The following is a 26,751-nucleotide window of genomic DNA, read 5'->3' on the forward strand; positions in this document are numbered from 1 at the left end:
GGTCATCCCTCCTGCTCCCGGGTGAGCAGTTCCTCGAGCGCCTGGATCTCGGCGTCGTCCAGCAGGTGCAAGGAGGTGAGCAACTCCTCCGCGCGTGCGGAGGTGAGCGGCTCGCCACCGGCGACGAACGGTGCGGTGCCCGAGGCCGGGGTGCCGGTGGCGCCCTCGGCCGCCCGGCCGCCGGCCGGGCCGTGGTCCTCGCCGTTCGCGGTGGCCACGGTGTTCGCGGTGTTCGCGGTCAGCCGGGCTGTCAGGACCGCGCCGAGCCCGCGGGCCGACTCGTCCTGGAGCAGGTCGGCCAGCGGCAGGTCCACGGCGAGGTCCGCCCGGATCTGGCTGCGGGTCTCGATCGCGATCATCGAGTCGAGGCCCAGCGAGGTCAGTGGCGCGTCCCGGTCGAAGCGGGCCTCGTCCACTCCGACCCGCTGGGCGAGCACGGAGCCGACGTAGTCCGCGACGAGTTCTTCCCGGCGCTGCGTCGATGCCGCGTCCCAGTCCTGGCGCAACGCCTGGAGCGTGGCGCCCGCGGTCCGGGCTCGCGCGCCCGTCGGCGCCCGGTCGGCCCCCCGGTTCCCAGGGATCCGGGGGCCGACGCGGTCCAGGTACGTCCCCCAGTCCAGCGCGAAGACGCCGTACTGTGCCTCGTGGGGCCCTCCCATGATCCGGTCCAGGGCCGCGAACACGGCCTCGGGGTCGAGCAGGGTGAAGCCGTTGGCGGCCATCCGCTCGCGGTGCCTGGCGTCCAAGCGCGCCGTCATCCCGTCGGTGACCGGCCCCCAGCCGACGCTCAGCGCGGGCAGCCCGAGCGCCCGGCGGTGCAGAGCCAGCCCGTCGAGGAAGCCGTTGCCCGCCGCGTAGTGGGCCTGTCCGGCGGAGCCGAGCAGGGCCGCGGTGGACGAGTAGAGGACGAAGTGGTCCAGGTCCAGCCCGGCGGTGGCACGGTGCAGGTTGCGGGCGCCGGCCACCTTCGGAGCCAGCACCCGGGCGAAGGAGTCCCAGTCCAGCCGGGACAGGACCGCGTCCTCGACCACGCCGGCGGCGTGCACGACCCCGCGCAGCGGACCGTGGTCCCGGTGCAGCCGTGTGACGAGCGCGGTGGTCTCCGCCTCGTCCGAGACGTCCGCCTCGACCACGGTGACCCGGACGCCCGAGGACTCCAGGCCGGCGATCACCTCGCGGGCCCGGTCGCCGGGCTCGGTGCGGCCGGTGAGCACCACGTGCCGGGCCCCTCGCCGTGCCAGCCACTCGGCCGTCCGCAGGCCCAGTGCGCCGAGGCCGCCGGTGACGAGGTGACAGCCCTCGCCGTCGGCCACGAACCGCTCGGGGCCTTCCGGCTGCCCGGCCCGCAGACGCGGGACGTACAGGGTTCCGGCCCGCAGGGCCGTCTCCCGGGCCTGCTCGGCCGGGAAGGACAGCGCTTCGGGGAGCCGGTCCAGCGAGCCGGCCACGTCCGTGGGATCGGCGTCGAACAACCGGACGTCGCAGTCGGCCAGTTCGAGCACGGCGCACCGGCCCGCACCCCAGAGCATGCTCTGCGCGGGACGGACCTCCTCACCGCCCGGCCGGGCCCCGACGGCCCCGCTGGTGACGAGGGCGAGCGTGGCGGGCGCTGCCCAGCCGGCCTCCTCCCAGGCCCGTACGAGGGCCGGGAGGCTGCCGAGCGCACCGCGCGGCGAGGCCGGCTCCGACGCCTCGGACCCCAGGTCCAGGGCCAGGCAGTGCAGCACGCCCATGGTCCGGCCGGAGTCGCCCAGTTCGGCCAGGAGCGCGCGGAGCTGGTCGGGATCGGCGGGATCGAGGACGAACTCCGCCGCACCGGTCCTCTCGAAGCGCTCCCCCGTCCGTACGACCACGCAGGAGGCGCCCCGGTCCGCGAAGGCGCCGGCGGCGGACCGCCAGGCGCCCGCCGCGTCGGCGAGGACCAGCCAGCGCTCCGGACCGGCGGACCCGGACGGGGTACCTGTGACCGGTTCCCAGACCTGAGCGTGGACGGGGGCGGCTTCGTCGGCGCCGAGCAGTCGCTCGGGGCTGACCAACCGAAGTTCCAGGCCGGTCAGTTCGATGAGCGGCCTGCCCTCCGGGTCCTCGACGCGCACGTCGGCGACGGAACGGAGGTCCCCGCCGGGCTCGGGCTCGGTCCGCAGGACGGCCCGGAGCCGGGCGGTCGCGGGCACTTCGTCAGGCCGGTGGAAGAGCGCCCGCTCCACCCGGAAGGGCAGCAGCAGGCCCTCGACCTCGTGCCCGTCGAGTCCGAGGAAGGAGGTGAGGATGAGGCTCTGGACACACACGTCCAGGAGCACGGCCCGGGCGGGGCGCCCGGTGGGTGCCAGGTGTCCCGGCAGCGCGATGTCCGCCTCGAAGACGCCCCCGCCCACCCTCAGTTCCCGCAACAGCCGGAAGGAGGAACCCAACTCGTAACCTCGACGGGCGAGTTGACGGTAGACCGACTCACCTTCGTACGTCCGGAGGGGGCCGTCCACCGTCGCCGGCACCGGTCCGGTGACCGATCCGGTGGGGCGGCGCACGATCCCCTGGGCGTGGGTGGTCCAGGAGCCGTCCTGGTGGGGCGAGGCACCAGCGCGCAGGCCGAGAACCCGGACCGCGGTGCCGCCGTCCGCCGTCTCGTCGAAGACCAGGTGCAGGCCGCTCGGCTCGTCGGCGAGGACGAGGGCCCGGGGGAAGACGAGGTCCTCGACCAGCAGCGGTTCTCCGTCCGAGGCCGCCTCCAGCACGGTCGCGGTGTGGTACGCGCCGGGTACCACCACCTTGTCGAGCAGCAGGTGGTCGGTGAAGAACGGCGCGGTGCCCGACAGTTCGGCCTCCCAGCGCCGCTGGGACGACCGGGGCAGCGGTACGCGGCGCAGCGCCGCCTCGGGGTCCGGCCGGTGCGCGGCGGGGGCGGGGGCCCCCATCCGCGGGGACGGGGATCCGGCTGCGCCGAGCCGATGGCGCTCGCCCGCGAACGGGTAGGTGGGCGCCGCGATCCGACGCCGCCGCAGCGGACGGTGGAAGGCGTCCCAGTCGACCCGGACACCGGCCGCGTCCAGTTCGGCCAGCGATTTCTGCAGGACCGTCCAGTCGCTCCGGCGGGCTTCGAGGCTCGCCAGCCACGTCGTCCCCTCGGCCCGCCGGGCCCGGCCGAAGCCGGTCAGAGCCGTGCCTGGGCCCACCTCCACGAAGTGGGTGAGGTCCCGGCCGAGCAGTTCCTCGACGCAGGCGTCGAACCGTACGGGGGAGACGAGCTGCGCGGCCCAGTAGTCCGCGTCGATCTCCCCCGGGGCCGCCTCGGCACCGGTCAGGTTGGTGACGAAGGGCACGCGCGATGGAGCGTGCGCGATGCGGGCCGCGGCCTCGCGCAGGGCGTCGGCCGCAGGGGCCACCAGCGGCGAATGGAAGGCGTGCGTGACGGCCAGGTCGACCGTGGGCCAGCGACGGGCCCGGCATTCGGAGCGCATCGCTTCGAGCGCGGCCCGGGAACCGGAGAGGACCACTTGGTCCGGGGTGTTGCGCACGGCGATGGCCAGCTCCCCCGCCCAGGGGGCGACCATTTCCGCCAGTGCGTCGAGGTCGGAGCAGCGCACGGCGGTCATCCCGCCGCCCGGGGCGAGGTCCGCCATGACGCGGCCGCGTCGGGCGACCAGGCGCAGCCCGTCCTCGGCGGTGAGGACGCCAGCCGCGTGCGCGGCGGCGTATTCGCCGAGGCTGTGCCCGGCCACGGCCGCGGGCTTGATCCCCCACGAGGTCCACAGCTCGTACAGGGCGATCTGAAGCAGGTACGTGGCGGGCTGGAGCAGGTCCGCCCGGGCCAGCAGGGGCGCTCCCTGTTCGCGGTCGAACAGGACCGTCCGCAGGGAGGCGCCGGTCAGGTGCTCGAAGAGGCCGGCGTGCCGGTCGATCGACGCGCGGAAGCCCGGGTGCGCGGCGTACAGCTCCGCGCCCATGCCGGCGTACTGCGAGCCCTGTCCGGAGAAGAGCAGGACCGGCTCGGTCCGGCGGGTGGACCGCGTGTGCACGGTGTCCGCCCGCGGGCTGCCGTCGAGCCAGGCCTCCAGATGATCGGCGGCCTCCGCGACGGACTCGGCGAGTACGCCGACCTGGTGCGGCAGGCGCCGGCGGCCGACCTGCGCCGTGTGAGCGAGGTCGGCGAGGTCGCCGGGCTCCGCCCCGCGCAGGTGGTCGATCCAGCGGCGGGCGGCCACGGCCAGCGCGTCGGCGGTCCCCGCCGAGACGGTGATCAGTTCCCGGGGCAGCGACACCGAGTCGACGGAGGCGGTCTCGGGGGCCTGCTCCAGCACGGCGAAGGCGTTGGTGCCGCCGATGCCGAGGGAGTTGACGGCCGCCCGGCGGGGCGTGCCCTGCCAGTGCGCGGGCTTGCGGTTGACGTCAAACCCGCGGGCCGCCAGCTTGAGTCGTGGGTTGGGCTCGTCCAGGTACAGGTTGGGCGGGATCACTCCATGGTGCAGCGCGAGTACGGTCTTGATCAGACCGGCGACACCGGCCGCGGCCTCCAGGTGGCCGACGAGGGCCTTGACGGACCCGACCAGGCGCCCGTCCCCCTCGCCGAGGGCTCGGGAGAGCGCGGTGATCTCCAGCGGGTCGCCCAGCAGGGTGCCGGTGCCGTGCGCCTCGACGTATTCGATCGTGCCGGGGTCCACGTCGGCGACCAGCAGCGCCTGGCGCATCGCGCCGAGCTGCCCCGCGACACTGGACGCCCCGTAACTGGTCTTGCCGCCGCCGTCGTTGTTGACGGCGGTGCCCCGGATGACGGCGTACACGGTGTCGCGGTCCCGCAGCGCGTCGGCGAGCGGCTTGAGCACGACGGCGCCCACGCCGCTGCCGAAGACCGTGCCGGCCGCGGCGGCGTCGAAGGGGCGGCAGCGCCCGTCCGGGGAGAGGATGCCCTCCTCATGGGCGAGGTAGCCGGCATGGGACGGCATGCGTACGGTCACGCCCCCCGCGACGGCCGTGTCGCACTCACCGCCCAGCAGGCTCTGACAGGCCAGGTGCACCGCCACCAGCGAGGTGGAGCAGGCCGTCTGGACGTTGAGGCTCGGGCCGGTCAGGCCGAGGCGGTAGGAGACCCGCGTGGCGAGGAAGTCCTTGTCGTTGCCCAGGTGTTCCAGGGAAGCCGTGGGGTCGAGGAAGCGACCGCCGTCCGCGAGCACATCCGGCAGGTGTCCTGCGAGGACGCCGCCGGAGCCCGCGAACACTCCCACGGAGGCGCCGGTGGGCCGGGGGTCCAGCCGTCCGGCGTGCTCCAGCGCCTCCCAGCACGTCTCCAGGAAGAGCCGGTGCTGCGGGTCCATCAGTTCGGCCTCGCGCGGGGAGATACCGAAGAGGCCGGCGTCGAACCGGTACACGTCCTCCAGGGCCGCGGCCGTCCGGACGTACTGGGGGTAGCCGATCCAGCGCGGGTCGACGCCGGCGCCCCGCAGATCGCCCTCGGTCAGGTCGCGCAGGCCGGGGCGGCCCTGCGCGACGTTCTCCCAGAAGGCGCCGACATCGGCCGCGCCGGGGAAGCGCCCGGCCATGCCGATGACGGCGATCCGCCCCTCGTACTCGGACATGGCGTCGTCGCTCATGCCCCGCCTCGCGCCTGGGAGCGCAGGGTACGGCCACGGCGGGCGGCCTCACGACGAGCCGCGGCGGCCTCCGCACCGGCGGCGGCCACCGGTTCGGCGGCGGATCGGGTGGGCCCGTCCGCGGTGCCGGTCTGGGCGGCGGCCAGTTCATAGGCCTCGTACAGGTCGCCCACCGTGCGGACGTCGGTGATGGGGACGAGTTCGACGAAGGGGTCGAGGTCGAGTTCCATCTCCAGCACCGCGGTGATCCGCGCGAGGTGCAGCGAACTCAGCCCGAGTCCGTCGACAAGCAGGTCGTCGGGGGCGATGTCCTCGACCGGCCCGGACACCTCCTCGACGACATCCATGACGACGGACTTGATGATCTCTCTGCTGCTCACTGCTCTCCTACGGAACGGGGGGATGCGGAGTGGGGAACGTGCGACGCCATCCGGGTCGTCAACACGTGTAGCCGCCGTCGACCGTGATCGTCTGGCCGGTGACGAAGCGCGCGGCGTCGGAGACGAGGAAGGCGAAGACGGCCACCATGTCCTCGATCTCCCCCAGCCGCCCCAGCGGCGTCCGCCGGGTGATGCGGCGACGCGTCTCCGCCGGCATGTTCTCGGTCATCGCGCTCTCGAAGTAGCCGGGCGCCAGCCCGACCACGCGGACGCCGGCCGGCCCGACCTCACGGGCCAGGCTTCGCGTCAGCCCGTCGAGGGCGGCCTTGGCCGCGCTGTACACGGTGACCCCGGCCTGCCCGCGTACGGCGTTGATCGAGGACACGTTGACCACGCAGCCGCCGCCCCCGGCGAGCATCGGCTTGAGACAGGCCCGGGTGAGCAGCAGCGGCAGCGTCAGATTGACCTGGAGCGAGCGCTCGATGTCGGCGGGCCGGGTGAGCGGGAGCAGCCCCTCCAGTCCGATCGCCGCGTTGTTCACGAGGAGGTCCACCCGGCCGAAGCCGCGCCCGATCTCGCGGACGAACCGCTGGACCTCGTCCCCGTCCCCGCCGTCGACCTGGCTCCAGTGGAGCCCGTCCGCGTACTCGGGCAGGGCTCGCAGGGCCTTGAGCTCCTCGGTCTCGGTGCGGCTGAACGTGGCCACGCGGTAGCCGCTGTCCAGCAAGTGGCGGACGAAGGCCAGACCGAGGCCGCGGCTGCCGCCGCTCACGATCGCCACCGGACGCTCGGCCCGAGCCGCGTTCTCACTGGTCATGTGTTCCATCCCTGTCGCTTGAAGCGGCTTCCGTGCAAGGGTTCTTCGGCGCGTACGAAGACGGCCGGGATCTCGTGCGGTGCCAGCCGGCCCGCACAGAAGAGCCGCAACCGCTTCGCCATCAGGCGCGGTTCCTCGTCCTCCAGGAGGTCGACGCGGGCCGCGACAACCTGTCCCGTAACGGCGTTCGACCGCCCGTGGACGGCCACGTCACGCACGTTGGGGGCCTGGAGCAGGACGTTCTCGACCCGTGCCGGGAACACCTTCTCGCCGCCGATGTTGATGATCTTCGAGCGTCGCCCGATCACCCGGAGCGAGCCGTCGGCCCCCTCCTCCACAACGTCCCCGGTGTTCAGCCAGCCGTCGGCCTCGAACGGATCCACGCTGTTGAGGTAGCCGAGCATGCTGCCGGGCGAACGCACCCACAGCACCCCGTCCACGATCTTCGTCTCGAACCCGTCCCCGCCGATCCGCATCCCCAAGGAGGTCGAGGAATCGGAGCGGGTGGGCAGGATCCCCGTCTCGGTCAGACCGTAGGTCTGCTTCAGCCGCACCTCGGGGAAGGTGCGCGCGAGGTGCTGCAGCGTCACCTCCCGCATGGGCTCCGTTCCGTAGGTGATCAGCCGCAGCGACGACAGGTCGTGGTCCCGGTGTGCGTCCGAGATCAGGAGCATGTTGAGGAAGGTCGGCGTGGTGGGCAGCAGTTCCACCCGGTGTACCTCCACCGCCCGGCAGATCAGCTCGGCGGTCCGCCGCGGCTCGACGACCGCGGCCCCCCCGTTGCACAGCGTGTGGAACAGGGTGTTCACCCCGCCGATGTGGTCGAACCCGAGGAACTGGAGGGTGCGCCAGGGCCGGCTCGTCTCAACGCGGAAGCGGTCGAGGAGCCTCGGCAGCGACAGCACCGCCGCCTTGGTCTCGCCGGTGCTCCCGGAGGAGAAGAGCACCAGACCCGGCTCGCGGTCGGACCGCAGCCCGCGCAGCAGCGGGTGGCCCGCGCCCTCCGGCCGGGGCAGGGCGGTGGCGGTCCACTGATCCGGGCCGGTGAATTCGAACACCGTCTCCACCTCGGCGGTGGCGAACCGCGGCGCGCGGGCCTCGGGCGCCGGGTCCCTGGGGGACATGGGCACCACCGTGCATCCGGCCCGCGCCAGCGCGAGGACCAGCGCGACGGTCCCCGGCAGGGCGTCGCCGATGACGGCCACGACGGAACCGGGTCGCACCCCTGTCCCCCGCCACGCCCGCGGCCACTCCTCGACACGTGCCACGAGGTCCGTGTAGTCGGCCGATACGCCCGGGCCGATGACGGCCTCTCGTTCGCCGAAGCCCGCGAGCCGCTCCAGCAGCCAGTCCATACGCGCGGTCGTCCCCGGTTCGGTCACAGCCGTACTCCTTGTTCCCGGACCGACGGATCCGCGAGGGAGCGTCGGTCGATCTTTCCGCTCGCCGTGCGCGGCAGGCCCTCGAAGCGGTCGAACGTGGACGGGATCATGTAGGGGGGAAGGCGCTCGCCGAGGTGGGCGCGGAGCACCGGCGCCGAGAGATCCGGCCCGCCCGCCACAGCGCCTCGCAGCAGGGAGAGGCTGGGGCCGGGCGTCTCCAGGCGGACGGCGCACTCGACCACGCCGGGCGCCTCCAGGAGTACGTCCTCGATCTCTTGGAGATCGATCCGGATTCCCCGGAGCTTGATCTGGAGGTCGTTCCGGCCGAGGAAGTCGATGTCCCCGGAGGGCAGCCACCGCACGATGTCGCCGGTGTCGTACATCCGCTCCGTCGGCCGGCCGTACTCCGGCACGAACCGTTCCTCGGTCAGCCGCTCGTCCCCCAGGTAACCGCGGGCCACTGGGACTCCGCCGACGTGCAGCGTGCCGAAGAGCCCGACGGGCATCGGCCGGCCGTGCCGGAGCACATACAGGCGCGTGTTGTCGATCGGTCGACCGATCGGTATCCGGCCCGAAGCCGGGCCCGACGCGCACGTGTGGGCCGTCACGTCCACGGTGGTCTCCGTGGGGCCGTACAGGTTGACGAGCCGCGGCCCGGCAGGGCCGCCGAACGTCTTGTCACAGGCGTCCGCGACCGACGCGGGCAGGCTCTCCCCGCTGGAGAAGACCCACCGCAACGAGGACAGCGATCCGGCCGCACCGGCTGCCGCCACATGGTCCACGAAGACGTTCAGCATGGACGGCACGAAGTGCACGGCGGTGACGCGTTCCCGCTCCACCGCCTCCACGATGGCGAGCGGGAAGCGCTCCATGCCGGGCGCGAGCAGGTGCATCCGAGCGCCGGTGAACATCCACCAGAACAGCTCCCACACGGACACATCGAAGATCACCGGGGTCTTCTGAAGCAGCGTGTCCTCGGGTCCGAGGGGATGGTTCCGCTGCATCCAGGCGAGTCGGTTCACCACCGAGCGGTGCTCAACCATCACGCCCTTGGGGAGACCCGTCGAGCCGGAGGTGTACAGGACGTAGGCCAGGTCCCGCGGACCCGCGCACTCCTCGGTCACCGCCGCCGGCTCGTACAGCAGCGGGTCGTCGAGGGCGAGGACCTCCACCGGCGCACCCTCGACCAGGCCCACGAGGGGACGCTGGGCGAGCACCGTCACGGCGCCGCTGCGTTCAAGGGTCTCCGCGAGCCGCCGGGGCGGCGACTGCGGGTCCAGCGGGAGGTAGGCGCAGCCCGCCTTCAGGATGCCGAGCAGGGCGACGGGCAAGTCCAGGGAGCGCTCCGCGAGCACCGCGACGATCCCCCCGGCAGGGGCGACTCGCTCGCGCAGGGCGCCGGCGAGCCGGTCCGTGCGCTCGTCCAGCTCCCGGTAGGTCAGTCGCTCACCATCCGTGCTCACCGCGACCCGGTCAGGATGGCTGCGGGCCTGTTCCCGGAAGATCCCGTGCAGGGTGACGTCGTCGGGGAACTCGCGATCGGTGGCGTTGAAGGCGCGCAGGACCCGGTCCGCGTCCTCGGCCAGCAGCTCACAGGACCCGACCGTCCGTTCGGGATCGTCGGCCGCCTGTCGCAGCAGGGTCAGGAAGACCTTCGGGAAGACACCGGGCTCCACGTCCACGCCCGGCGCCGAGGTCGCGTTCAGCCGACCCTCCGTCAGGTCCAGCGTCAGCCGGCGAACGGTACCGCCATCGATACCGGACCCGGAGCCGAGCACCACGAGGTTTCCGGACGGCCCGTCCACAGGACCGTCCGCGCCGGTCCCGGCAGAGCGGGCGATCCGGGCGGCCAGAGCCGCGAACGGCTCGTCCGGGTCCACGTCGGCTGCGACCTCCAGCGGCGCCCGGCCGTCGCAGGCCGCGAAGCCGAACCGGACCGGTTCCCCGTACGCGGTGTAGTGCAGGGCCACTGCGGCCACCGCCTGCACCAGCTCGGCCGTGGGCACCGGGACGGCGTCCAACGCCGCGTGCAGGCCCGGATCGAGGGCAACGCTCCACTCGGTCACGTCACACGTCCCCGTGCGGCCGCCCTCACCAGGCGGGGCGCGAGCATCCGCTCGATGATCTGGCCGGTGCCCTCGATGATGTTGAGCACCTTCGCGTCCCGGTAGGCACGGGCGGCGACGCCGGCACCCAGCACGCCTGAGGAACCGAGGATCTGGACCGCCTGCGAGGCGTGCTCCTCCAGTGCCTGGCAGGCGAAGTACTTGGCCATCAGGACGCGGTCCGTCATGGCGGGATCGCCCGCGTCCATGGCGCGGGAGGCGGCAACGCACAGCAGCCTGGAGGCTTCGAGGTCCGTACCCATCCGGGTGATCAGGGTCTGGATCTGCCCGTGCTCGATCAGTGTGCCGCCGAAGGCCCGGCGCTCGGCAGTGAACGCGGCAGCGGCCTCGAAGACGGACCGGAGCATGCCCACGGCCATCCAGGCCACCGCGTGCCGGCCGTGCTCCAGGGCGACGGGCGCGAGCACGCTGACGCCGAACCCGTCCCGTCCGACAACGTTCTCGGGGGACACCTCACACTCCTCGAACTCGACCCGGGCCAGCCGGGCCGCGCGCAGCCCGAGCAGGTCCTCCATCGGCTCGGTGCGCAGACCGGGGGTACCGCGCTCCACGACACAGGCAACCGACTGACCGGCCCGCTGGGCGAACACGAGGAAGACATCGGCCATGGCGCCAAAGGTGATGAAGACCTTGGTCCCATTGAGCACCAACTGCCCCTCGCGGTCCGCGAGTTCGGTCGTCAGGAGGGAAAGGTCGCTGCCGGCCTGGGGTTCCGTCATGCAGACGGCGGCAAGCCGCTCCCCCTTGGCCAGTGCGGGCATGATCCCAACCCACTGGTCTTCGGTGCCCCACTTGGCGATGGTGTGGGCGGCCATCCCGTGGACGTTCACCAAGGAGGCGAGAGAGGCGCTGACACCTCCCAGAGCCTCGTGCATCAGGCCAGTCTCCAGGGCGCTCACCCCGCCGCCGCCCCACTCCGCGGGCAGGGACGCACCCAACAGGCCCTGGTCCGCGCACCACCGGACGACCTCGTCGGGAAAGTCACCGGTCCGCTCCCAGTTTGCGGCCCGGTCTCCCCACGTGCCCTCGATGAGCGCCACCAACTCCCCGTGCCGGTTCGCCTCGGCCGGGGACAGCAGATGCTTCACGTCGTTCCGCTCCGTGGCCGTCAAGAGGTCACCGAGGCGGTTGTCTTCTGCACGACGAACTCCACGATCTTGTTCACCGTCGAGAAGTTCTTCAGCTCCAGGTCGACCACGGTGACCTTGAAGCGGAAGTGGCTCTCCAGGAAGCCGATGAGCTGGACGGCGAACAGGGAGTTCACCCGGCCCGTCTCGAACAGGTCCTCGTCCGGGTCGGGGGTCCCCGACGCGTCGTACTGCGCCAGGTGAGACAGGACGACCTCTTCGATCTCCGCACGCGAAAAGCCGCTCATGGCAGTCCGCCTCTCTTTTTGTCGGGTCCGGTTGTCAGTGCTGCCGCCGCACGGGGTAGGAGTAGAAGCCCCCGCCGGTCTTGCGCCCGAGCCGACCGGACTTCACCAGGTCGCGCATCAGGTCCGAGCAGACGAACTTCTCGTCGCCGTAGCTCTCCAGTAGGTGGTCGAGGGTCAGGGCCACCGTGTCGAGGCCGATGAGGTCGGCCGTCTCCAGAGGCCCCATGCGGTGCCCGAAGCACTTCTTGAACACGGCATCCACCACGGCCGGTTCGACGCCGTGCTCCTCGACCACACGGCTGGCCTCGTTGAAGAAGAGGTGCGAGATCCGGTTGCTCACGAACCCGGGGAAGTCGCCCACGACGATCCCCTCCTTGCCCAGGTCCGCCAGCAGGCCGCGCACGTAGTCCAGGCACTCGTCCGAGGTCTCCGCCCCGCGCATGATCTCGACCGCGTCCTTCAGGTACGCGGGATTCATGAAGTGGATGCCGATGACGAGCGAGGGACGCGAGGTGAGGGCGGCAAGACGACCGATGGGAATGCTCGACGTGTTCACGCCGATCCCGACCCCGGCCGGCAGGATCCGGTCCAGTTCGAGATAGAGGTCCTGCTTCACTTCCCAGATCTCGCTGACGTTCTCGACCACGAACTCGCAGCCGCGCAGTCGCTCCGGATCCGTGGTGAACTCGACGGCCGCGAGGGCGTCCTCCTCCGGCACGCGGGGCAGCGCGGGCCGCAGCATCGGGCCGAACCGGACTGCCTCGACGATGCGTTCGCGCGCCTCCGTCAGCCGTTCCTCGGAGAGGTCGACGAGCACGACCTTGAAGCCGTGCAGCACGAAGTCGGCGCACACGGTGGAACCGATGCCACCGGCACCGACCACACCGAGGGTGCGGGTGGGAACAGGGTGGAGCTCATTGGTCATGGCAGTCTCCTGAAAGTCGACATAGCGAAGCCGCCCCTTCCGGGGTCCGAGCCTGCCCGGCACGGTCCGAGGTTCAGGCCGCAGGCCGTGCCCTGCCGCCGAGCACGCGATTGATCCGGCCCTGCCCGTCCACTCCTGTCAGCCCCTTGGCCTCCAGGATCCGGCGGACCCAGGTCAGGGCCGCCTCGACGTCGGCCGGCCCCAGTACAGCGCCCTCGCGCGCCCGGGAGTCGAGCGCGACCAGCTCACGCTGAGCCCGTGCGATGAACTCCAGTCCGTCGGGGTCCTGCTGGCGGGTGGGGGTGCTCGCGGCCACCCGCAGGCATCCGCGGACCACGTCCGCGTGGTCGGCCGGCCCGACCGACATCGCCTCTCGCAACAGTGCCGCATCGGGGTATTGGGCAACGGACCAACCGGTCACGTTCTTGGTCGTCTTCTCCAGCAGGAAGCGCAGCACGTTGCCGGGTCCCACCTCAAGTGCTCCGCCCACTCCCTCGGCAATCAGCCGGCGCTGGACGTCGAGCCAGCGCACCGGGGCAACGAGCTGCTGGGCCAGCAGCTCCCGGGACCCGTCGCCGCCGGGATGCGGCTCGGCGGTCACCGTCGAGAGCACGGTAACCGAAGGCTCCACGATGTCGAAAGACTTCAGCAGCGCCGCCATCTCGTCGGTGGCGGCCCGCATCAACTCGCTGTGGTACGGCCCCTCCATGCCCAAGGGGTAGACCACCGCGCCCCGCGCCTCCAGCTCCTGCGCCACCGCGAGCAAGTCGTCCCGCGGGCCGGAGATGGCCAGTTGAAGGGGGGCGTCGTACGCGGACACGCTGACCCGGCGCCCCGCACGAGCGACTCTCGCGCAGGCGGACTCGACCACTTCGGGCGGGAGGTTCAGCACCCACATCATGGTGCCGTCGAGCTTCGACGCCGCGTTGCGGATCACCGCACCGCGCTGCCGGACCAACTCGAGTCCGTCGGCGAACGACACGGCGCCGGCCGCACAGAGTGCGGAATACTCGCCGAGACTGTGTCCCGCATGGACCGAGAATTCAAGACCGACTTCCTCGGTCATGACGCGATACATGGCCACGCTGGTGACGAAAGTCCCGAGCTGAGACGTTTCCTGCCGATTCAGATCTTTCCGGTGCTCCGCCGAGAAGTAGAGTTTCGAAAAGTCCATTCGCAGAACGTCGGAGGCTTCCCCGATAGTCCGGCGGTAGCGCGGAAATTTGTCGAATAATTCTTTGCCCATGCCAGCGTGCTGGGCGCCGACTCCCGGAAATATCGCGGCATGCCGCGATGTCAAAGACAGCACTTCTTCCCCCGAGCTCTCTGTGGGGTCTCCTCCAACGAAGATCAACCGCAGCGTGACCTGGAAGTTACCAGCACGTCGCGGAGGCGTCAATGGTCGCTTCCCACCATCCGACCAGGCCATTTACCCATGCGGGTCGCTAGAGTTGCCGAGCGGCTCGCCCGAGGCAACGCTCCGTGCAAGCACCGCTCACGGCGGGCATCGGCGATCCCCGCCCACCTTTCGCGTGAGATGTTCATGACATTCAAGGCAGGCGCGGCCGCACTCCAAGGCCCGTGAGCGGTGCGGTCGCGGGAGGAGTCCTCGGCGAAGTTCACGTCCCGCACATGGTGAATCCCATTCCCGCCGCACTCGGCCCGGACGAGCTCTCCGACCCCGCCGGGTATCGGCTCGATCCGGGGATGCGGCGGTGATGACATACGCCGTCTCCCGATTCCGTTTCCCACTTCCCCGGATCGCGCGATATAGGGTGATCAGGGCTGCCTTCCGGGCGTATCGGAAATCCAGGCCGGCGAAACCGGCCACACCTCCGCCCCCGCCCGTCGATACGGCAGTTGCCCCGGTCGGCAGACGGGAAGGCTGCCTGCACCCGCTCCCCGGAGACCCTCCGCGCGGCGGATCCACACTGTTCCCACACCGCGTCCATGACGTCGCCTCACATTCCGTTTCGAGCGTCCGCGGAGAAGAGCCACCCCCGGCCCTTCGGCCACGTCCACACCACACCACACCACACCGCACCGCACGGCACGGCACGGCAGGCTGGCCAACTGGCGAACCATCAAAGCCCCGTTGTTTGCTCACGGCTTGGCCTCTCACCGATGGCAACGGAGCGCCGCTCATCCCGAACACGTAGCGCCGACCAGCGCAAACACAGGATCAACCACCCGCTTGAGGCGGCCTGCGGACCCGTCCGGGAGGCCGAAATCCATCTGCCCACTGAAGATCTTTACGAACGCATCGCCCTCGCTATACCGTGACGGCCATGCTGCCTGCCGTGGACACAGACGAACAGTGGGACACAGTCATCCCGGACGACGAAGCACTCCGGCCCGGCGTCGAAGACCTCTGCGCCCGCCTCGGCTTCGCCGATGTCCAGCCCGTTCGGTACCCCGATGGCTCGGAGCCGGTCTACGCACTCGGCGACCGCCACGTCCTCAAGCTCTTCCCCCGTATGTGGATCCAGGACGCCCTCACGGAGCACCGGGTTCTGGAGTACCTCCAGGGACGCCTGCCGATCCCCGTACCGGAGTTGCACGAGTTCGGGGAGTACGAGAACGGGTGGCGCTACGTCCTGATGTCACAGCTTCCGGGGGAGGGCCTCGCGAAGGCCTGGCCGCAGATCCCGGAAGCCGACCGGGACCGCATCGCCACCGAGGTCGGGGAAGCCCTGGCCGTCCTGCACTCACTCGACCCCGCGCCCCTCACCGACGTGCTGGGGCCCAAGACCTGGGACACCGCCCTGGCGGAGCGCCGCGCCCGAGCCGTCGAGCGGCAGCGCGAACGGGACCTGCCGGAGCAGTGGCTGGAGCAGATACCGGACTTCCTGGACTCCGTCCCGCTCGCCACGGACCGGCCCCACTCCCTGCTGCACACCGAAGTCATGCGGCAGCACTTGATCGTCGATCCCGACGACTGGCGGCTGACCGGGCTCATCGACTTCGAGCCGGCCATGATCGGGGATCGCGCATACGACTTCGTCGGCGTCGGTCTGTACGTGTCCTGCGGCGACCCACGCCTGCTGGGACGGGTCCTGAAGGCGTACGGGCACGAGTTCGACCCGCGTGAACTCCTCGCGCACACACTGCTCCACGTCTACAGCAACCTGCCGCGGTACTTCAAGGACCTGCCCGAACCGCCCGAACCCACCCTCGACTCGCTCGCCGAGACGTGGTTCGGCACCAAGTGAAGACGACCCGCATCCCCTCCCGACCCCTCAGTGCCCTCGCGCCGGCGGCCGGGCACGGAATCCCGGGCGGGCACCGGACGTGACCTTCGAAGGTGGCACGACCGTCTGGCACTGGGACGTTCCCGACGCTCTCCGGCCCGAGGACCGTCGGCTGCTCAGCACCGAGGAACTGGACCGCTTGGCCGGTATGGCGCCCCGTCGCGCCACCGAGTTCGTCACCAGCCGGGCGGCCGTCCGGTCCATCATCTCGGACCTGTTCGGCATCCCGCCCCGCCACATCGGCCTGGGCCGACGAGCGTGCCCGGGGTGCGGGGTGGACGACCACGGACCGCCCGCGCTCGTCCACCCCGACACATCTCTGTGGATCAGCGTGTCCCACACCGTCGGCCGCGGAGCCCTCGCCCTCAGTGACCGACCCGTCGGCGTGGACGTGGAGCAGCGGCGTCCGGTCGAGATTCCAGAACTCGCCCGGACGGTCCTCTCCACCGCGGAACGCCAGTGGCTGGACGGGCTCCCCGACGGCCACGCCCGCCTCCTGGGCTTCTTCACCTGCTGGACCCGCAAGGAAGCGGTCCTGAAGGCGATCGGTGTCGGCATCACCGGCGACCTGCCGGCCTGGCACAGCCACCCGGACCAGAGCGACGACATCGTGATGGACGCCGCGGCCGGCACCTCGGGTGCGTGGCGGGTACGGGACCTGGACCTCGGCCCGGACTGGTCCGCCGCCGTCAGTGGCCCCGCCGACGCCTCGGGACCGCTCGAGGTCCACCCCTGGCCCCGGCGGCCGCCCCTCACCTTCGAATCCTCGAGAACAGGCGAACAGATGACCACGACCCACGACAGGGACGTCCTCGACGCCGTCCTGCAGTTCTGGCGGGAACTCCTCGACGTGGCCGACATCCAGCCGGACGACGACTTCTTCGACCTGGGCGGGACGTCACTCCGCGCCGTGCGGTTCGTCCTGCGGGTGCGCCGTGAGTTCGGCATCGACCTGTCCGCCACAGCTCTGACCAACGCCAGCACTGCCCGACAGTGCGCGGAGGTCATAGAGTCCCTCCGCTCCCCTGACCAGGCTGCATCCGCATAGCCGGCACCGCGGCGAAACCCGCGGGCCGTCCACGTCACCTCACTCACCAAGCCCGCCGCACCGCGCCTTCGTCTCCGAACAACTCACCGGCCGCAACCCGGTGTTGTACGCGTGCTACGTGCTCATCTACATCTCCTTCCTGGGGGACACGGCCAAGGACTTCCCGCTGCACCCCTAGGCCCAGTCCCAGCGCTCGACCCGACGCAGTCAGCACTGGGGCCTGCGCACGACCTCGGTCGGCTGTGGCTTCGCCCTCGTCTACGCCGCGTACAAACTCTTCGCCCTGGTCTCCATCGGCCTCGGCCTGGGGCTCGTGCCCGACCACGCCCGGTGCTCGAGCCCGCTGCTGTCGACGTTGGGTGCAGATCCAATGAGGGTTCTGGCGATCAAGCCGCTGGTATGAGCGTGTCGCGGTATCGGGCCTGGTGGTTGCGTGTGAACTCCTGTGTTTCGTGCCAGGCCCAGTAGGTGTCGAAGTCGCCGTTGCTGCGCAGGGCGCGGAGTTTCAGGACGGCTTCGGCGCCGGAGAGGCCCCAGCGGGCGCCGGTGATGTCGAGGCGGTCTTTGACCAGGTGGCGGCACGCCCCCTCGATGATCCCGGTGGCGATCGGGAAGCCTTCGGTCAGCGCGGTGTCGTAACGCAGGTAGGCGGCCTTGTTCTTCAGGTAGCCGACGGCGTTGTCGATGCCCTTGCGTGAGCCGGGCCTGAGCCCGGCAGCGTCGGCGGCGGCGCTGATCGAGGCCGCGGCCTGCTCGGAGCCTCCGGCCAGGATGGTACGGGCCTGTCCGGCGACCCAGGCCTCGGCCGCGCGGTCGCCGGCCGGGTGCAGGCAGTGCGCGGCGCCCCACAGGTATTCGAGCACGTGGATGATGTCGATGACGATGTGTACGGTGACGTTCCGGCGTGCTGCCTCGGCTCGGATGAGGTCGAGCTGGTGCCGGGCGCCGTCGACCAGTACGACCCAGGTCCGGCGGTGTCCGGGGTCGCGGGCTTCGGCCTGGTCGAATACCGCGGCGATGACTTGTTCGGCGGTGTCGTTCACCGAGCCGCACAGCCACTTGGACCTGGCTTTCGGGCCCGGGCGACGCTCCTTCGCGGGGTCGGCGGGGTCGGTGATGATGTCGTCGACGCCGCGGACGGCGGGCTCGGCGTCGTAGACGGTGCCCAGGGTGGCCATCCGTTTGCGGCCGTGCTTCTCCCTGGGCGCGAGCCTGGTCGCCATCTTGTTGCCGCTCTTGGTCGCAGCGGCCTTCGCGGTGGCCTCGCGCAGCGCCTCGGGCCTTATCACCACGCCCTTGCCGTCGGTGGACAGCACCAGCAGCGTGGCGTCGGTGCACGGCTCGGGTACCAGGGCCTGGTAGAACGCGTCGATGCCGGCCGCGGCGGCCACGGCGAGTTCCTGGACCTGCCGGTGGCCGATCCCGGCGCCGGTCAGCGCGTTGACGCGGTCGACTGCCTCGGCGAAGGATCCGCGGGCGGACTCGGTGGCGGCGAGCCTGGCCAGCCCATGGCTGTGCATCCCGGCCGGCATGTTCAGCGCGGCGTCGGCCAGGTGCAGATCCGCCGAGCCGGTGGCCCGGTAGGCGATCCGGGTCGCGGTGACCTTCCCGAACACCGTGGCCAGGATCCGGCGTCGGCCCCGCTCGATCCGGGTGCGTTCAACCCCGGTCTCATCGACCACCTGCCCGGCCCGCCGCTCGCGCACCGCGCGCAGATCCAGATGGTCCTGGAACAGCTGCCGGGTCACCTCGCGCATGCGCGCCTGCTTCACCGTCTCCCGCGTGATCTGCAACCGGGACAGTTCGGCTTCCGCCTGGGACACCGCTTCGGAAAGCTCTGCGATCTGCTTGCGCAACTCCGCGACCCTGGCCCGGCATTCACTCTCTCTGGCATCCAACGCGGCCATCAACGACGGCACCACACCACCCCGCCTCACCCGGTGCCCGCACCCACGGTCGGCTCACCTCGCCGACGGTAGAGACCGCCCCACACCGGCACATCCCGAACCCCTGCGAATCACCCCAACGAGGCACCCTCACAAGATCTGCACCCATCTCTGTTCGCTCATCCCAATGAGTGGCCGTGTCGTCGCGGGGCACTGGGCGGCCAATCAGTCAAAGCCACACCTACGGCATGAGCGCTCTAAAGCCACACCCAGGCCCCCGGGTCTCCCGATCGTACGAAGGACCGGAATCAACCCGCCAACAAGGTAAGGAGCGCCATAGTTGGCCGGTGAGCGTTCTACGTGGCCAGTCTGAGCGTTCGCGGCCGACGAGCGCTTGGCGTGGCGTGATCGCAGTATCCGAGCCGTCGTCGCGGATATCGACGGTATATCCGATGTGATCACCCTCGCCGCTACAGTGCCGCCATGACGACCGCACCTCACCACAGGTTCTCGCCCCGCATCAACCGAGCCGAAGCCGAGTTCGACGGACCGTTTGAGGGCGTGCCCCCGCAGAGCCCCGATGCCCCGAAGCTCGCGCTTTGGGCAGATGCCTGGGCAACGCACATCGGCGGTGTGCAGGCAGCACGTTGAGCGAAGAACCCGTCTTCATCCGGAGCAAGTGGGGAACCAGCCGGTACGTCTACAACCACCGCAACCCGGTTGGTCTCGCACTCATCATCCTCACGCCGCTTGTCGCGCTCGGCGTGCTGTTCGGTATGCAGGCCGAGTCGACGTGGAGTGAGGGCGAACTCCGTGACGCCGTCCGCAAGGGCGTCCAAGATCTAGGCGGCAAACGGCACTACACAAGCCTGGAGGGCAACCACGGCTTCCTGATCGCGGAGGCGATCCGGGAGAGCGGCATCGGGCCAGGGCACGGCGTCGACACGCGTGAAGAGGAGGGCGGAGGCTACACGGTCAGCACTGAGGACACCGAGACTGAGTACTGCGTCCGCATCACGCTGACCCTGGACGAGCAGCCCCCCGTAGTCTTCCCGGGGGCCGAGGACCGGCCGCCCCCCGGCCCGGGGATGCTCGCGTTCTACCTCTCCCACGCGACCCTCAGCAAGGGCCCTTGCCACTGACTTGGTGATCCTTCTGAAGCCCCTGCTGCGGGCGATGGCGCGCAAACCGTCGATGTAGCCGCCGGCCGCTGGGGGCCGGCGGCGGCCCGATTCTCAGGTGAGGAACAGCACCCCTACCAGCTGTTGCTGTTGCTTCGGTGTCAGGAAGCGGCGGCAGCGAGGTGGTAGGTGGTGTCGACCCAGAAGCCGTCGCCCGTGTCCGCTTTGATCTCCAGGACGTACTGTCCGGGGGGCAGGGGCGCCAGAGCCGACCACAGTCCCCAGGCGACCCGGGGCACCAGTCCTGCGCGGAACCGCGGTGAAGTGTACTCGTGCAGGGTCAGCGGGGCCCCGTTCAGGAACCCGTGGCCTTGGCGACGTGCATCACTGCCGGACGGGACGAGAAGAGGGCGGGACGCTGGGTGTTGAAAACGGGGAAGAAGACCGGACGGCCGGCGGGTATGGAGCAGCGTCGCACGACCCGGCCGCCGTAGGTCCCTGCCAGGAACCACACGTCGTCGGGCTGCTGCCAGCCGGCGAGCTCGCCGGTCTCGTCCAGCACGGGGCTGCACGCGTCGGGTGCGGAAAGCGCCCACTGCCACCACCGCGCCGCGAGCCCGCCGCCCTCGTCAGCACTCAGCTTCAGGTCGCCCTCCCGCCCCGTCACATCTCGTCCATCCCCTTCGTCAACCAATGAACGTCTCGAACAAGCGGACTGTATCCACTGAGCCTGCCGACCGAGGAACCGCTCAAGCGCTATGCCTGTCCAAGTAGCGGTCAACGGGGCCAGCTGCCGCGCAACGTCACAGGTTCGTCCCATCTCGTGGAGCAGGGAGAAATCTCTGGGCCTCTGTCCACAGAGCGACGGCCCGAGGCTGCTGGGAGCCGTCCCGCCAGTCCCCGCAGCTCACAGCCAGAGTAGAAAAACACCTACTGATGTAGGCACTGACAATGCCGTAACTGCCCTGGTAGCCGAGCGATCTCCTTCGAGAGCTTCTCGTTCCGGTCCCGTCTGACATTCTTGCCGGAACAGTCGATACGGTGAGGGGGACGGGCCCGGAGTCGGTTCGAGTGACTCCGGGCCCGTCGTGTGTGCGGGGTCAAGCGGCCCAGCCGACGGAGGAGACGTGGGTGTATGCGTCCCAGTCGGTGCCGAGGCTACTGCTGATGATGTCGTCCCAGACGGCTTCGAGTTCTTGTTCGTCGCCGTCGATCCAGGCGTCGACGGCGCGGTCCCACACGCCGCGGACGCTGATGCTGCGGGTTTCCAGATCGCGCTGGTGGCGGCGGTCGACGCGGGACTGGTCGGCCGGGTCGATCTCGATGCGGGTGCCGCGGCCGTGGTTGTTGAGGCGGCGTTTGAGGTCTGCGGCCACGTTGCGGCGGCGCAGGTCCCAGTAGGCGGCGTCGAGGCGGGTGAGGTTGGCCTTGCTGGGGGTTTGTTCTTCGGCGAGCCAGGCGATGAGGGTGCGGGGTCTGACGTGGATGCCTGCGCGGTCCATGGCCTCGTATCCGGCGTCGGAGGTGGTGAGGTAGCGGAAACGGGCGGCCAGTCCGCGTTCGGTGTCGACGGGGGACTCGATGCCTGTCACCATGCGGTCGATTGCTTCGGCCAGGGCCTGTCCGCCGTGGATGCCTCGGGCCTGGTAGGTGCCGAGGTGTCTCCAGCGGCCGTCGCCGGCCATCAGCGGGTCGCCTTGCCGACGGTGTATTCACCGGATGCTTTGGCGTCGCTGTGCTTGATCTTCATCTGGGCGACGCCGCGGCCTTCGGGGAAGACCTGGCGCCAGTCGCCGGTGACGTGCAGTTCGTCGGTGCCCATCATGCTGATGACGTCCAGGCCGGCCTGGTGGGCCTTGTATGCCTTGCCCCAGAGGTTGGCGTAGGCCTGGCTGTGGATGATGTGCATCCAGTCCGGGCGGGTCATTTCGCGGTTGTGGATCGACTCGCCCATCGTGGAGATGAACTTCGAGTACATCGCCTTGACGTATTCCAGGGTGACGGTGTCGTCGTCGGAGATGGCCGTGTCCCGCGCGGCGGTGAGCAGCTTGCGCAGGGCGTCCAGGAAGTTCTCCGTGGCGCCGGACGTCCACGATTCGTGAATGGCCGGTGGTTCGAGCAGCCCGTGCTTCGGCCCGGACAGGCGTAGCAGGAGGCGCAGGGTGGCGTCGGTGATCCACAGGGCGCCTGGCTCGTCGCGGTCGCCGAGGGGGTTGGGCAGGTGTGGGTGGGTCCAGGGTGTGGGGGTGATGAGGTGGACTCCGGAGCGCTTGGGGTCGACGCCGTCGCCGCCGGTGGTGTGTTCCAGCTTTCCGATCGGCAGCCAGCACTTGAGGGCGGATAGGTAGGCGGCGTTGACGTCCAGGGCGGCGACCGCGATGCTGCCGGGGATCTTGAGGGAGTAGTCGGGGTGGCGGAAGTTGGGGCGGGCTTCCCAGATCTGGTCCGGTTCCTTTTTCGAGGGCTTCTTGAGGATGTCGGGCAGGGCCGGGTAGGCGGTGTATGCGTAGCGGGCGGTGGCGCGGGTCTCGTTGAACAGGTGCATGACGTCGGGGATGGCGCGCTTGATCAGGGCCTGCAGCGCGGCATCGGTGTCGCCTTCGGTGCGCTCCAGCTCTGCGTGGACGGCCTGGCCGATGAGGCCGCTGGTCTCGGTCTGGGCGCGGGCTGCCGACCGTGCCCGGCGCTGCGGCCGGGAGGGGACCGGCGCCGGGACGGGTGAGGCCGCAGTGGCCGGTGCCGGGGCGAGTGAGGCAGCGGCGGTCGGTGCATGGGTGCTGGGGGTCTGGGGTGCGGTGGCGGGGGGCTGGCACATGGCGCCGGCGTGCAGGGGGCGGCCGTCCGTGGATCGGTAGGTCGTCGTGACGCCGCAGCGGATGCACGGGCCGGGCTCGCCCTCTATGGCCAGGCCGTTGGGGCCCCGTGCGGTCTCGGGGGCCGTGAACGTTGCTGCCGTCGTTGCCTCGGTGACGGTGGTCTCCGCCGGTACCGCGGGGGCGGGGTGGAGCTGGGCGAGGCCTTCGAGCAGGCGCAGGTACTTCACGCGTCCCGGCGGCTGGGGATCGGTGGTGCCGTCCTCCCAGTTGGCGACCGTCTGACGTCCGACGCCCACTGCTGCAGCCACCTGGGCCCGGGAGAGGCTGGCTGCCTGACGCAGCCTCAGGCGCTCGGCCGGCTCCGGCATCCGCGCCGTCAGCCGCGCTTCCTCCAACAGGGCTTCCACGCTGTCAGTTTCCTCGTTCATACCTCGAAGATACATCGATTAGGCATATGCTGGAAGTAGATTAGGCATTGGTCGGACATTTGTTTGCATGATGGTGGCAGGGTGCGGGCAGTGACGTGAGGCCCAGGACCTGCGGTGGGACCTCGCCGGGTCGACGACGGAAGGAACGGAACATGACCGCTGGAAGGGTGCCCGGAGCCGCCGCGCGGGCTGCTCCACGCGGCGGCCGCCAGGCTGGTCCCGGTCTCACGCCGGAGCAGGTCTCAGAGATGACGGAGCACGTGGTTCTCCATGAGGACGGCACGGTCTCGGCTGCGCCTTTCACGCCGTCGCGCTGATTTTCTGATGTCGGGCAGGATGCGCTCCGTATTTCACAGCGGAATAATTCTTGGGGAGTGGTGAAATTGCTTGGTATTACCCTTCGGCCGCACCAGGTTGAGGCCGTGGATTCGATTATTGAGGGGTTTTCTGCTCCTGCGGACGGGGTTCTGCCTGCCCGGGGTCTGCGCGGACAGGTCGTGTCGTCGACCGGTTCGGGCAAGACGATCACGGCGGCGGTGGCGGCTTTGCGGATGGTGCCCAGGGGGCTTGTCGGCATCGTGGTGCCGACGCTGGACCTGCTGACGCAGACCGTCGAGGCGTGGCGGGCGGTAGGTCATTCGGGGCCCGCGGTGGCGGTGTGCAGTCTGGGTGCCGATCCGCTGCTGGAGGCACTCGATGTGCGGTGCACGACCAATCCGACGCAGCTGGCGCTGTGGGCGCAGAGTGGGCCGATGGTGGTCTTCGCGACGTATGCCAGCCTGTCGCCGCAGGGTCTGGAGGACGACCAGGGCGACGGGGAGGGGGCGGTGGCGCCGGGGGTGCTGGAGCGGGCGATGCGCGGCTCGTTCGGTCAGCGCATGGGCGCCTTCGACCTCCTGGTCGTGGATGAGGCGCACCGGTCTTCCGGTGATCTGGGGAAGGCGTGGGCGGCAGTTCACGACCAGGAGCGGATCCCGGCGGCGCGACGCCTGTACATGACGGCTACGCCGCGCCTGTGGGAGGCCACACCGGGCTCCGCAAGGGCGGGCAGGGCGGACGTACGCAGCGGCTCCGAGGACGGCTCGGATGCTTCGGGCGGGCGCCTGGTGGCCTCGATGGATGATGTCGGGCTCTACGGCCCGGTGCTGTACGAGCTCGGGCTGATGGAGAGTGTCGAGCGGGGCATCCTCGCCTCGTTCGAGGTCGACGTGCTGGAGATCCGTGATCCCGAGGCGCCCGGTCCGGACGCCTCGGCGGAGGAGCAGCGGGGCCGGCGTCTGGCGGCGCTGCAGGCCGCTTTGCTCAAGCACGCGGACACCACCGGGGTCCGGTCGCTGATGACGTTTCACAGCCGGACCCTGGACGCGATGGCGTTCGCGCGTGCGCTGCCGGAGACCGCGGCCGAGCTGTACGAGACGGACCCGGTGGTCTATCCGAAACGCGTGGGCGCGGAGTGGCTGTGCGGTGAGCACCCGGCCGGTCACCGGCGGGTGGTGCTGGACCGGTTCGCCGACGGCCTCGACGCGCAGGGGTGGGTGACCGACATGGGGATCCTGGCCAGCTGCCGGGTGCTGGGCGAGGGCGTCGACATCCGCGGCAAGCGCGGTGTCGGCGGTGTCGTCTTCGCGGACACCCGCAGCTCTCCGGTGGAGATCGTGCAGATCACCGGCCGGGGTCTGCGCCAGGACCCGGGTGACGGGAAGGTCGCGCGGCTGATCGTGCCCGTCTTCCTCCAGCCCGGAGAAGATCCCGAGGACATGATGGCCTCCGCCAGCTACCGGCCTCTCGTGGCCGTGCTGCAGGGGATCAGGGCCCATGACGAGCGGATCGTCGAACGGATGGCCCTGGGGACGACCACCGCTCGCGGAAAGGCCACCTCCGTTGTCGCCCTCGATCCGCAGCGCGAAGACGAAGAGGAAGAGGAAGGGCAGGAGGCAGCCGGCACAACCGGCGAGGCTCATCCCACGGGCGCCGACAGCAACGCCTCCGAGACCGAGGACCAAGGCGAAGAGAACACCGGAGCCGGCGGTGCCGATGAGGGCCGGGACGAGGAGGACGAGAAGCCCGCGGTGCCGTTGCTGCGGTTCTCCCTGCCGCACAACCCCGACGTCATCGCCGCATTCCTGCGCACGCGAGTCCTGCGGCCCGACTCCGAGGTGTGGCTGTCCGGCCTCAACGCCTTGCGCAAATGGGTCCAGGCCCGCGGCCACGCGCAGGTACCGCTGGACACCGTCGTGCCCATCAGCACCACCGACAGCGATGGCGAGAACGGCAACGGTGGGACGTATGCGCTGGGGGCCTGGGTCAGCGAGCAGCGGCGCGCGTTCCGCCTCGGGACGCTGAAGGCATGGCGGGCCGAACTGCTGGACGAGCTGGGCATGGTCTGGTCGGTCACCGACGCCCGGTTCTACAAGAACCTCTCCGCGGCCCGGGTGTATCACGCGGTGCACGGCACACTCGCCGCGCCGAAGGACGCCGTCGTGGACGGGGTGGCTGTGGGTCAGTGGCTCGCCAACCTCCGCAAACCCCAAGGCCTGGGGAAGGACGAGGAACGCGCGCGGGAACGCCGCAGGGCACTGGCGGCGATCGACCCCGACTGGGCCCCTCAGTGGCCGGTGGAGTGGCAGCGGCACTACGCCGCCGTACGCGATCTCCTCGCCGACGAAACCGGCCCGACCGAGGTACTGCCCGGCGTCACCGTCTACGGCATGGACGTCGGCAAATGGTTCCAGCGTCAGCGCGACCACACTGTGTGGCAGGGCTTCATGCCCGAGCAGCGCGAGCGCCTGGAGGAGCTCGGTATCCGGCCGCTGCCCGCAGCACCGGAAGAGACCCCAGCGAAGACCCGGGGCGGCTTGGGAACCTTCGAGCGGGGAGTCGCAGCCCTGCGTCAGTACATCGCACGCGAGGGCACCCACACCGTCGGGCGCTCCCACGTCGAACGAATCGTGCTCCAGGACCAGGAGCACCACCTGAAGCTGGGGGTGTGGATCTCCAACACCAAAGCGAGGCGGGACAAGCTGAGCGAACCGCAGCGTGCCGCTCTGGCCGAGCTGGGGCTGGAATGGGCCGCGTAGACACGGATCAACCGACCACCAACGGAATCACAGGAGAGTGACTACGCCATGGCCCAGATCACCAGGACCGATTTATACCGGCTGTTGGACAGCGCTCCCAGGCGGCGCGCGGACGCACCTGATGGGATCCGGATGCTCTACGACGGCGCAGCCATGGCGGTGAGCACCGTCGGCGGTCCGGCTGATGCCGTCACTTCGGCCGGAACCCGCCATGCCACGGCTGCCTGGGAGCTGATGGCCCATTCGGCCAGCCTCAGCACGGTCCGAGCCTGGCTCCGTCTCATGGAGGGCGACCCGCTGATCGATGTCTCACCGTTCTGGGGCGGGGATCCTGTCTGTGTCGTCTTCACCGCCGCGGAGGGTTGTGAGCTGCTGTCGGTTTGCTGAGCTGAAGTGCGTTGTAGTGAGCAGGAGTGGGTCCTGTCGGTGGCTTCGTGGGGTGGGAACGGGAGTTCTGGGGTCGAATGGGTGACCTTGGCGGCTGGTGCTCGTTGGGCTGGGTAGCAGGTGCCCGGTCTCGTGGGAGGGGGTGTTGTA

The 26,751-nt window shown here is 70.4% G+C and carries 19 protein-coding genes; 5 read left to right on the forward strand and 14 right to left on the reverse strand.

What is annotated here, in order from left to right; genetic code table 11:
* Positions 1-2: 2 nt before the first annotated feature.
* From OH735_RS00690 to OH735_RS00730, 9 genes are all read right to left on the reverse strand, one after another.
* Positions 3-5,582, reverse strand: coding sequence for a type I polyketide synthase (locus OH735_RS00690; protein WP_406378537.1), 5,580 nt, complete (start codon positions 5,580-5,582; stop codon positions 3-5).
* Positions 5,579-5,962 carry an acyl carrier protein gene (locus tag OH735_RS00695; protein ID WP_406378539.1) on the reverse strand — a complete coding sequence of 128 codons (384 nt, stop codon included), beginning with the start codon at positions 5,960-5,962 and terminating at the stop codon, positions 5,579-5,581. The genes OH735_RS00690 and OH735_RS00695 overlap by 4 nt, the downstream gene beginning before the upstream one ends.
* Positions 5,963-6,020: 58 nt before the next feature.
* On the reverse strand, positions 6,021-6,779 hold the full coding sequence (locus tag OH735_RS00700) for an SDR family NAD(P)-dependent oxidoreductase (RefSeq protein ID WP_406378541.1): 759 nt from the start codon (positions 6,777-6,779) through the stop codon (positions 6,021-6,023).
* Positions 6,776-8,161 carry a class I adenylate-forming enzyme family protein gene (locus OH735_RS00705; protein ID WP_406378543.1) on the reverse strand — a complete coding sequence of 462 codons (1,386 nt, stop codon included), beginning with the start codon at positions 8,159-8,161 and terminating at the stop codon, positions 6,776-6,778. Before OH735_RS00705 ends, OH735_RS00700 begins: the two co-directional genes overlap by 4 nt.
* Positions 8,158-10,227, reverse strand: a complete 2,070-nt coding sequence (locus OH735_RS00710; protein ID WP_406378544.1) for an amino acid adenylation domain-containing protein — start codon at positions 10,225-10,227, stop codon at positions 8,158-8,160. The genes OH735_RS00705 and OH735_RS00710 overlap by 4 nt, the downstream gene beginning before the upstream one ends.
* On the reverse strand, positions 10,224-11,375 hold the full coding sequence (locus OH735_RS00715; RefSeq protein WP_406378546.1) for an acyl-CoA dehydrogenase family protein: 1,152 nt from the start codon (positions 11,373-11,375) through the stop codon (positions 10,224-10,226). Before OH735_RS00715 ends, OH735_RS00710 begins: the two co-directional genes overlap by 4 nt.
* Before the next feature lie 20 nt (positions 11,376-11,395).
* Positions 11,396-11,662 carry an acyl carrier protein gene (locus OH735_RS00720; protein WP_385146949.1) on the reverse strand — a complete coding sequence of 89 codons (267 nt, stop codon included), beginning with the start codon at positions 11,660-11,662 and terminating at the stop codon, positions 11,396-11,398.
* 34 nt (positions 11,663-11,696) lie between these two features.
* A complete protein-coding gene (locus tag OH735_RS00725; protein ID WP_406378548.1) occupies positions 11,697-12,587 on the reverse strand; it encodes a 3-hydroxyacyl-CoA dehydrogenase family protein in 891 nt (296 codons plus the stop codon).
* Positions 12,588-12,660: 73 nt separating this feature from the next.
* A complete protein-coding gene (locus tag OH735_RS00730) occupies positions 12,661-13,896 on the reverse strand; it encodes an ACP S-malonyltransferase (protein ID WP_406378550.1) in 1,236 nt (411 codons plus the stop codon).
* 979 nt (positions 13,897-14,875) lie between these two features.
* Here OH735_RS00730 and OH735_RS00735 point away from each other — a divergent pair.
* Positions 14,876-15,799 carry a phosphotransferase family protein gene (locus OH735_RS00735; protein ID WP_406378552.1) on the forward strand — a complete coding sequence of 308 codons (924 nt, stop codon included), beginning with the start codon at positions 14,876-14,878 and terminating at the stop codon, positions 15,797-15,799.
* A gap of 79 nt (positions 15,800-15,878) precedes the next feature.
* The gene (locus OH735_RS00740; protein ID WP_406378554.1) at positions 15,879-16,886 is read left to right on the forward strand and encodes a phosphopantetheine-binding protein; all 1,008 of its coding nucleotides are present in this window, start codon (positions 15,879-15,881) and stop codon (positions 16,884-16,886) included.
* Between the two features lie 386 nt (positions 16,887-17,272).
* On the opposite strand, the gene OH735_RS00745 is transcribed toward OH735_RS00740, so the two are convergent.
* Positions 17,273-18,793, reverse strand: coding sequence for an ISKra4 family transposase (locus tag OH735_RS00745; protein WP_406378556.1), 1,521 nt, complete (start codon positions 18,791-18,793; stop codon positions 17,273-17,275).
* Positions 18,794-19,419: 626 nt separating this feature from the next.
* Here OH735_RS00745 and OH735_RS00750 point away from each other — a divergent pair.
* Complete coding sequence (locus OH735_RS00750) at positions 19,420-19,914, forward strand: hypothetical protein (RefSeq protein WP_406378558.1); 495 nt, start codon at positions 19,420-19,422, stop codon at positions 19,912-19,914.
* Positions 19,915-20,054: 140 nt separating this feature from the next.
* On the opposite strand, the gene OH735_RS00755 is transcribed toward OH735_RS00750, so the two are convergent.
* The 4 genes from OH735_RS00755 to OH735_RS00770 all read right to left on the reverse strand — a co-directional run bounded on the left by OH735_RS00755 (position 20,055) and on the right by OH735_RS00770 (position 23,137).
* The gene (locus OH735_RS00755) at positions 20,055-20,192 is read right to left on the reverse strand and encodes a hypothetical protein (protein ID WP_406378560.1); all 138 of its coding nucleotides are present in this window, start codon (positions 20,190-20,192) and stop codon (positions 20,055-20,057) included.
* 56 nt (positions 20,193-20,248) lie between these two features.
* The gene (locus tag OH735_RS00760) at positions 20,249-20,560 is read right to left on the reverse strand and encodes a hypothetical protein (RefSeq protein ID WP_406378561.1); all 312 of its coding nucleotides are present in this window, start codon (positions 20,558-20,560) and stop codon (positions 20,249-20,251) included.
* A gap of 433 nt (positions 20,561-20,993) precedes the next feature.
* Complete coding sequence (locus OH735_RS00765; protein WP_406378563.1) at positions 20,994-21,578, reverse strand: transcriptional regulator; 585 nt, start codon at positions 21,576-21,578, stop codon at positions 20,994-20,996.
* Positions 21,578-23,137, reverse strand: a complete 1,560-nt coding sequence (locus OH735_RS00770) for a helix-turn-helix domain-containing protein (RefSeq protein ID WP_406378565.1) — start codon at positions 23,135-23,137, stop codon at positions 21,578-21,580. Before OH735_RS00770 ends, OH735_RS00765 begins: the two co-directional genes overlap by 1 nt.
* 383 nt (positions 23,138-23,520) lie before the next feature.
* On the opposite strand from OH735_RS00770, the gene OH735_RS00775 reads away from it, so the two are divergent.
* Both OH735_RS00775 and OH735_RS00780 read left to right on the forward strand, forming a co-directional pair.
* Entirely contained in the window at positions 23,521-26,214 is a 2,694-nt protein-coding gene (locus OH735_RS00775) for a Helicase associated domain protein (protein ID WP_406378567.1), read from the forward strand.
* A 48-nt stretch (positions 26,215-26,262) separates the two neighbouring features.
* On the forward strand, positions 26,263-26,601 hold the full coding sequence (locus OH735_RS00780) for a hypothetical protein (protein ID WP_406378569.1): 339 nt from the start codon (positions 26,263-26,265) through the stop codon (positions 26,599-26,601).
* Positions 26,602-26,751 lie beyond the last annotated feature (150 nt).

It is taken from the genome of Streptomyces sp. NBC_01618, from assembly GCF_045209435.1.
Lineage (GTDB): Bacteria > Actinomycetota > Actinomycetes > Streptomycetales > Streptomycetaceae > Streptomyces.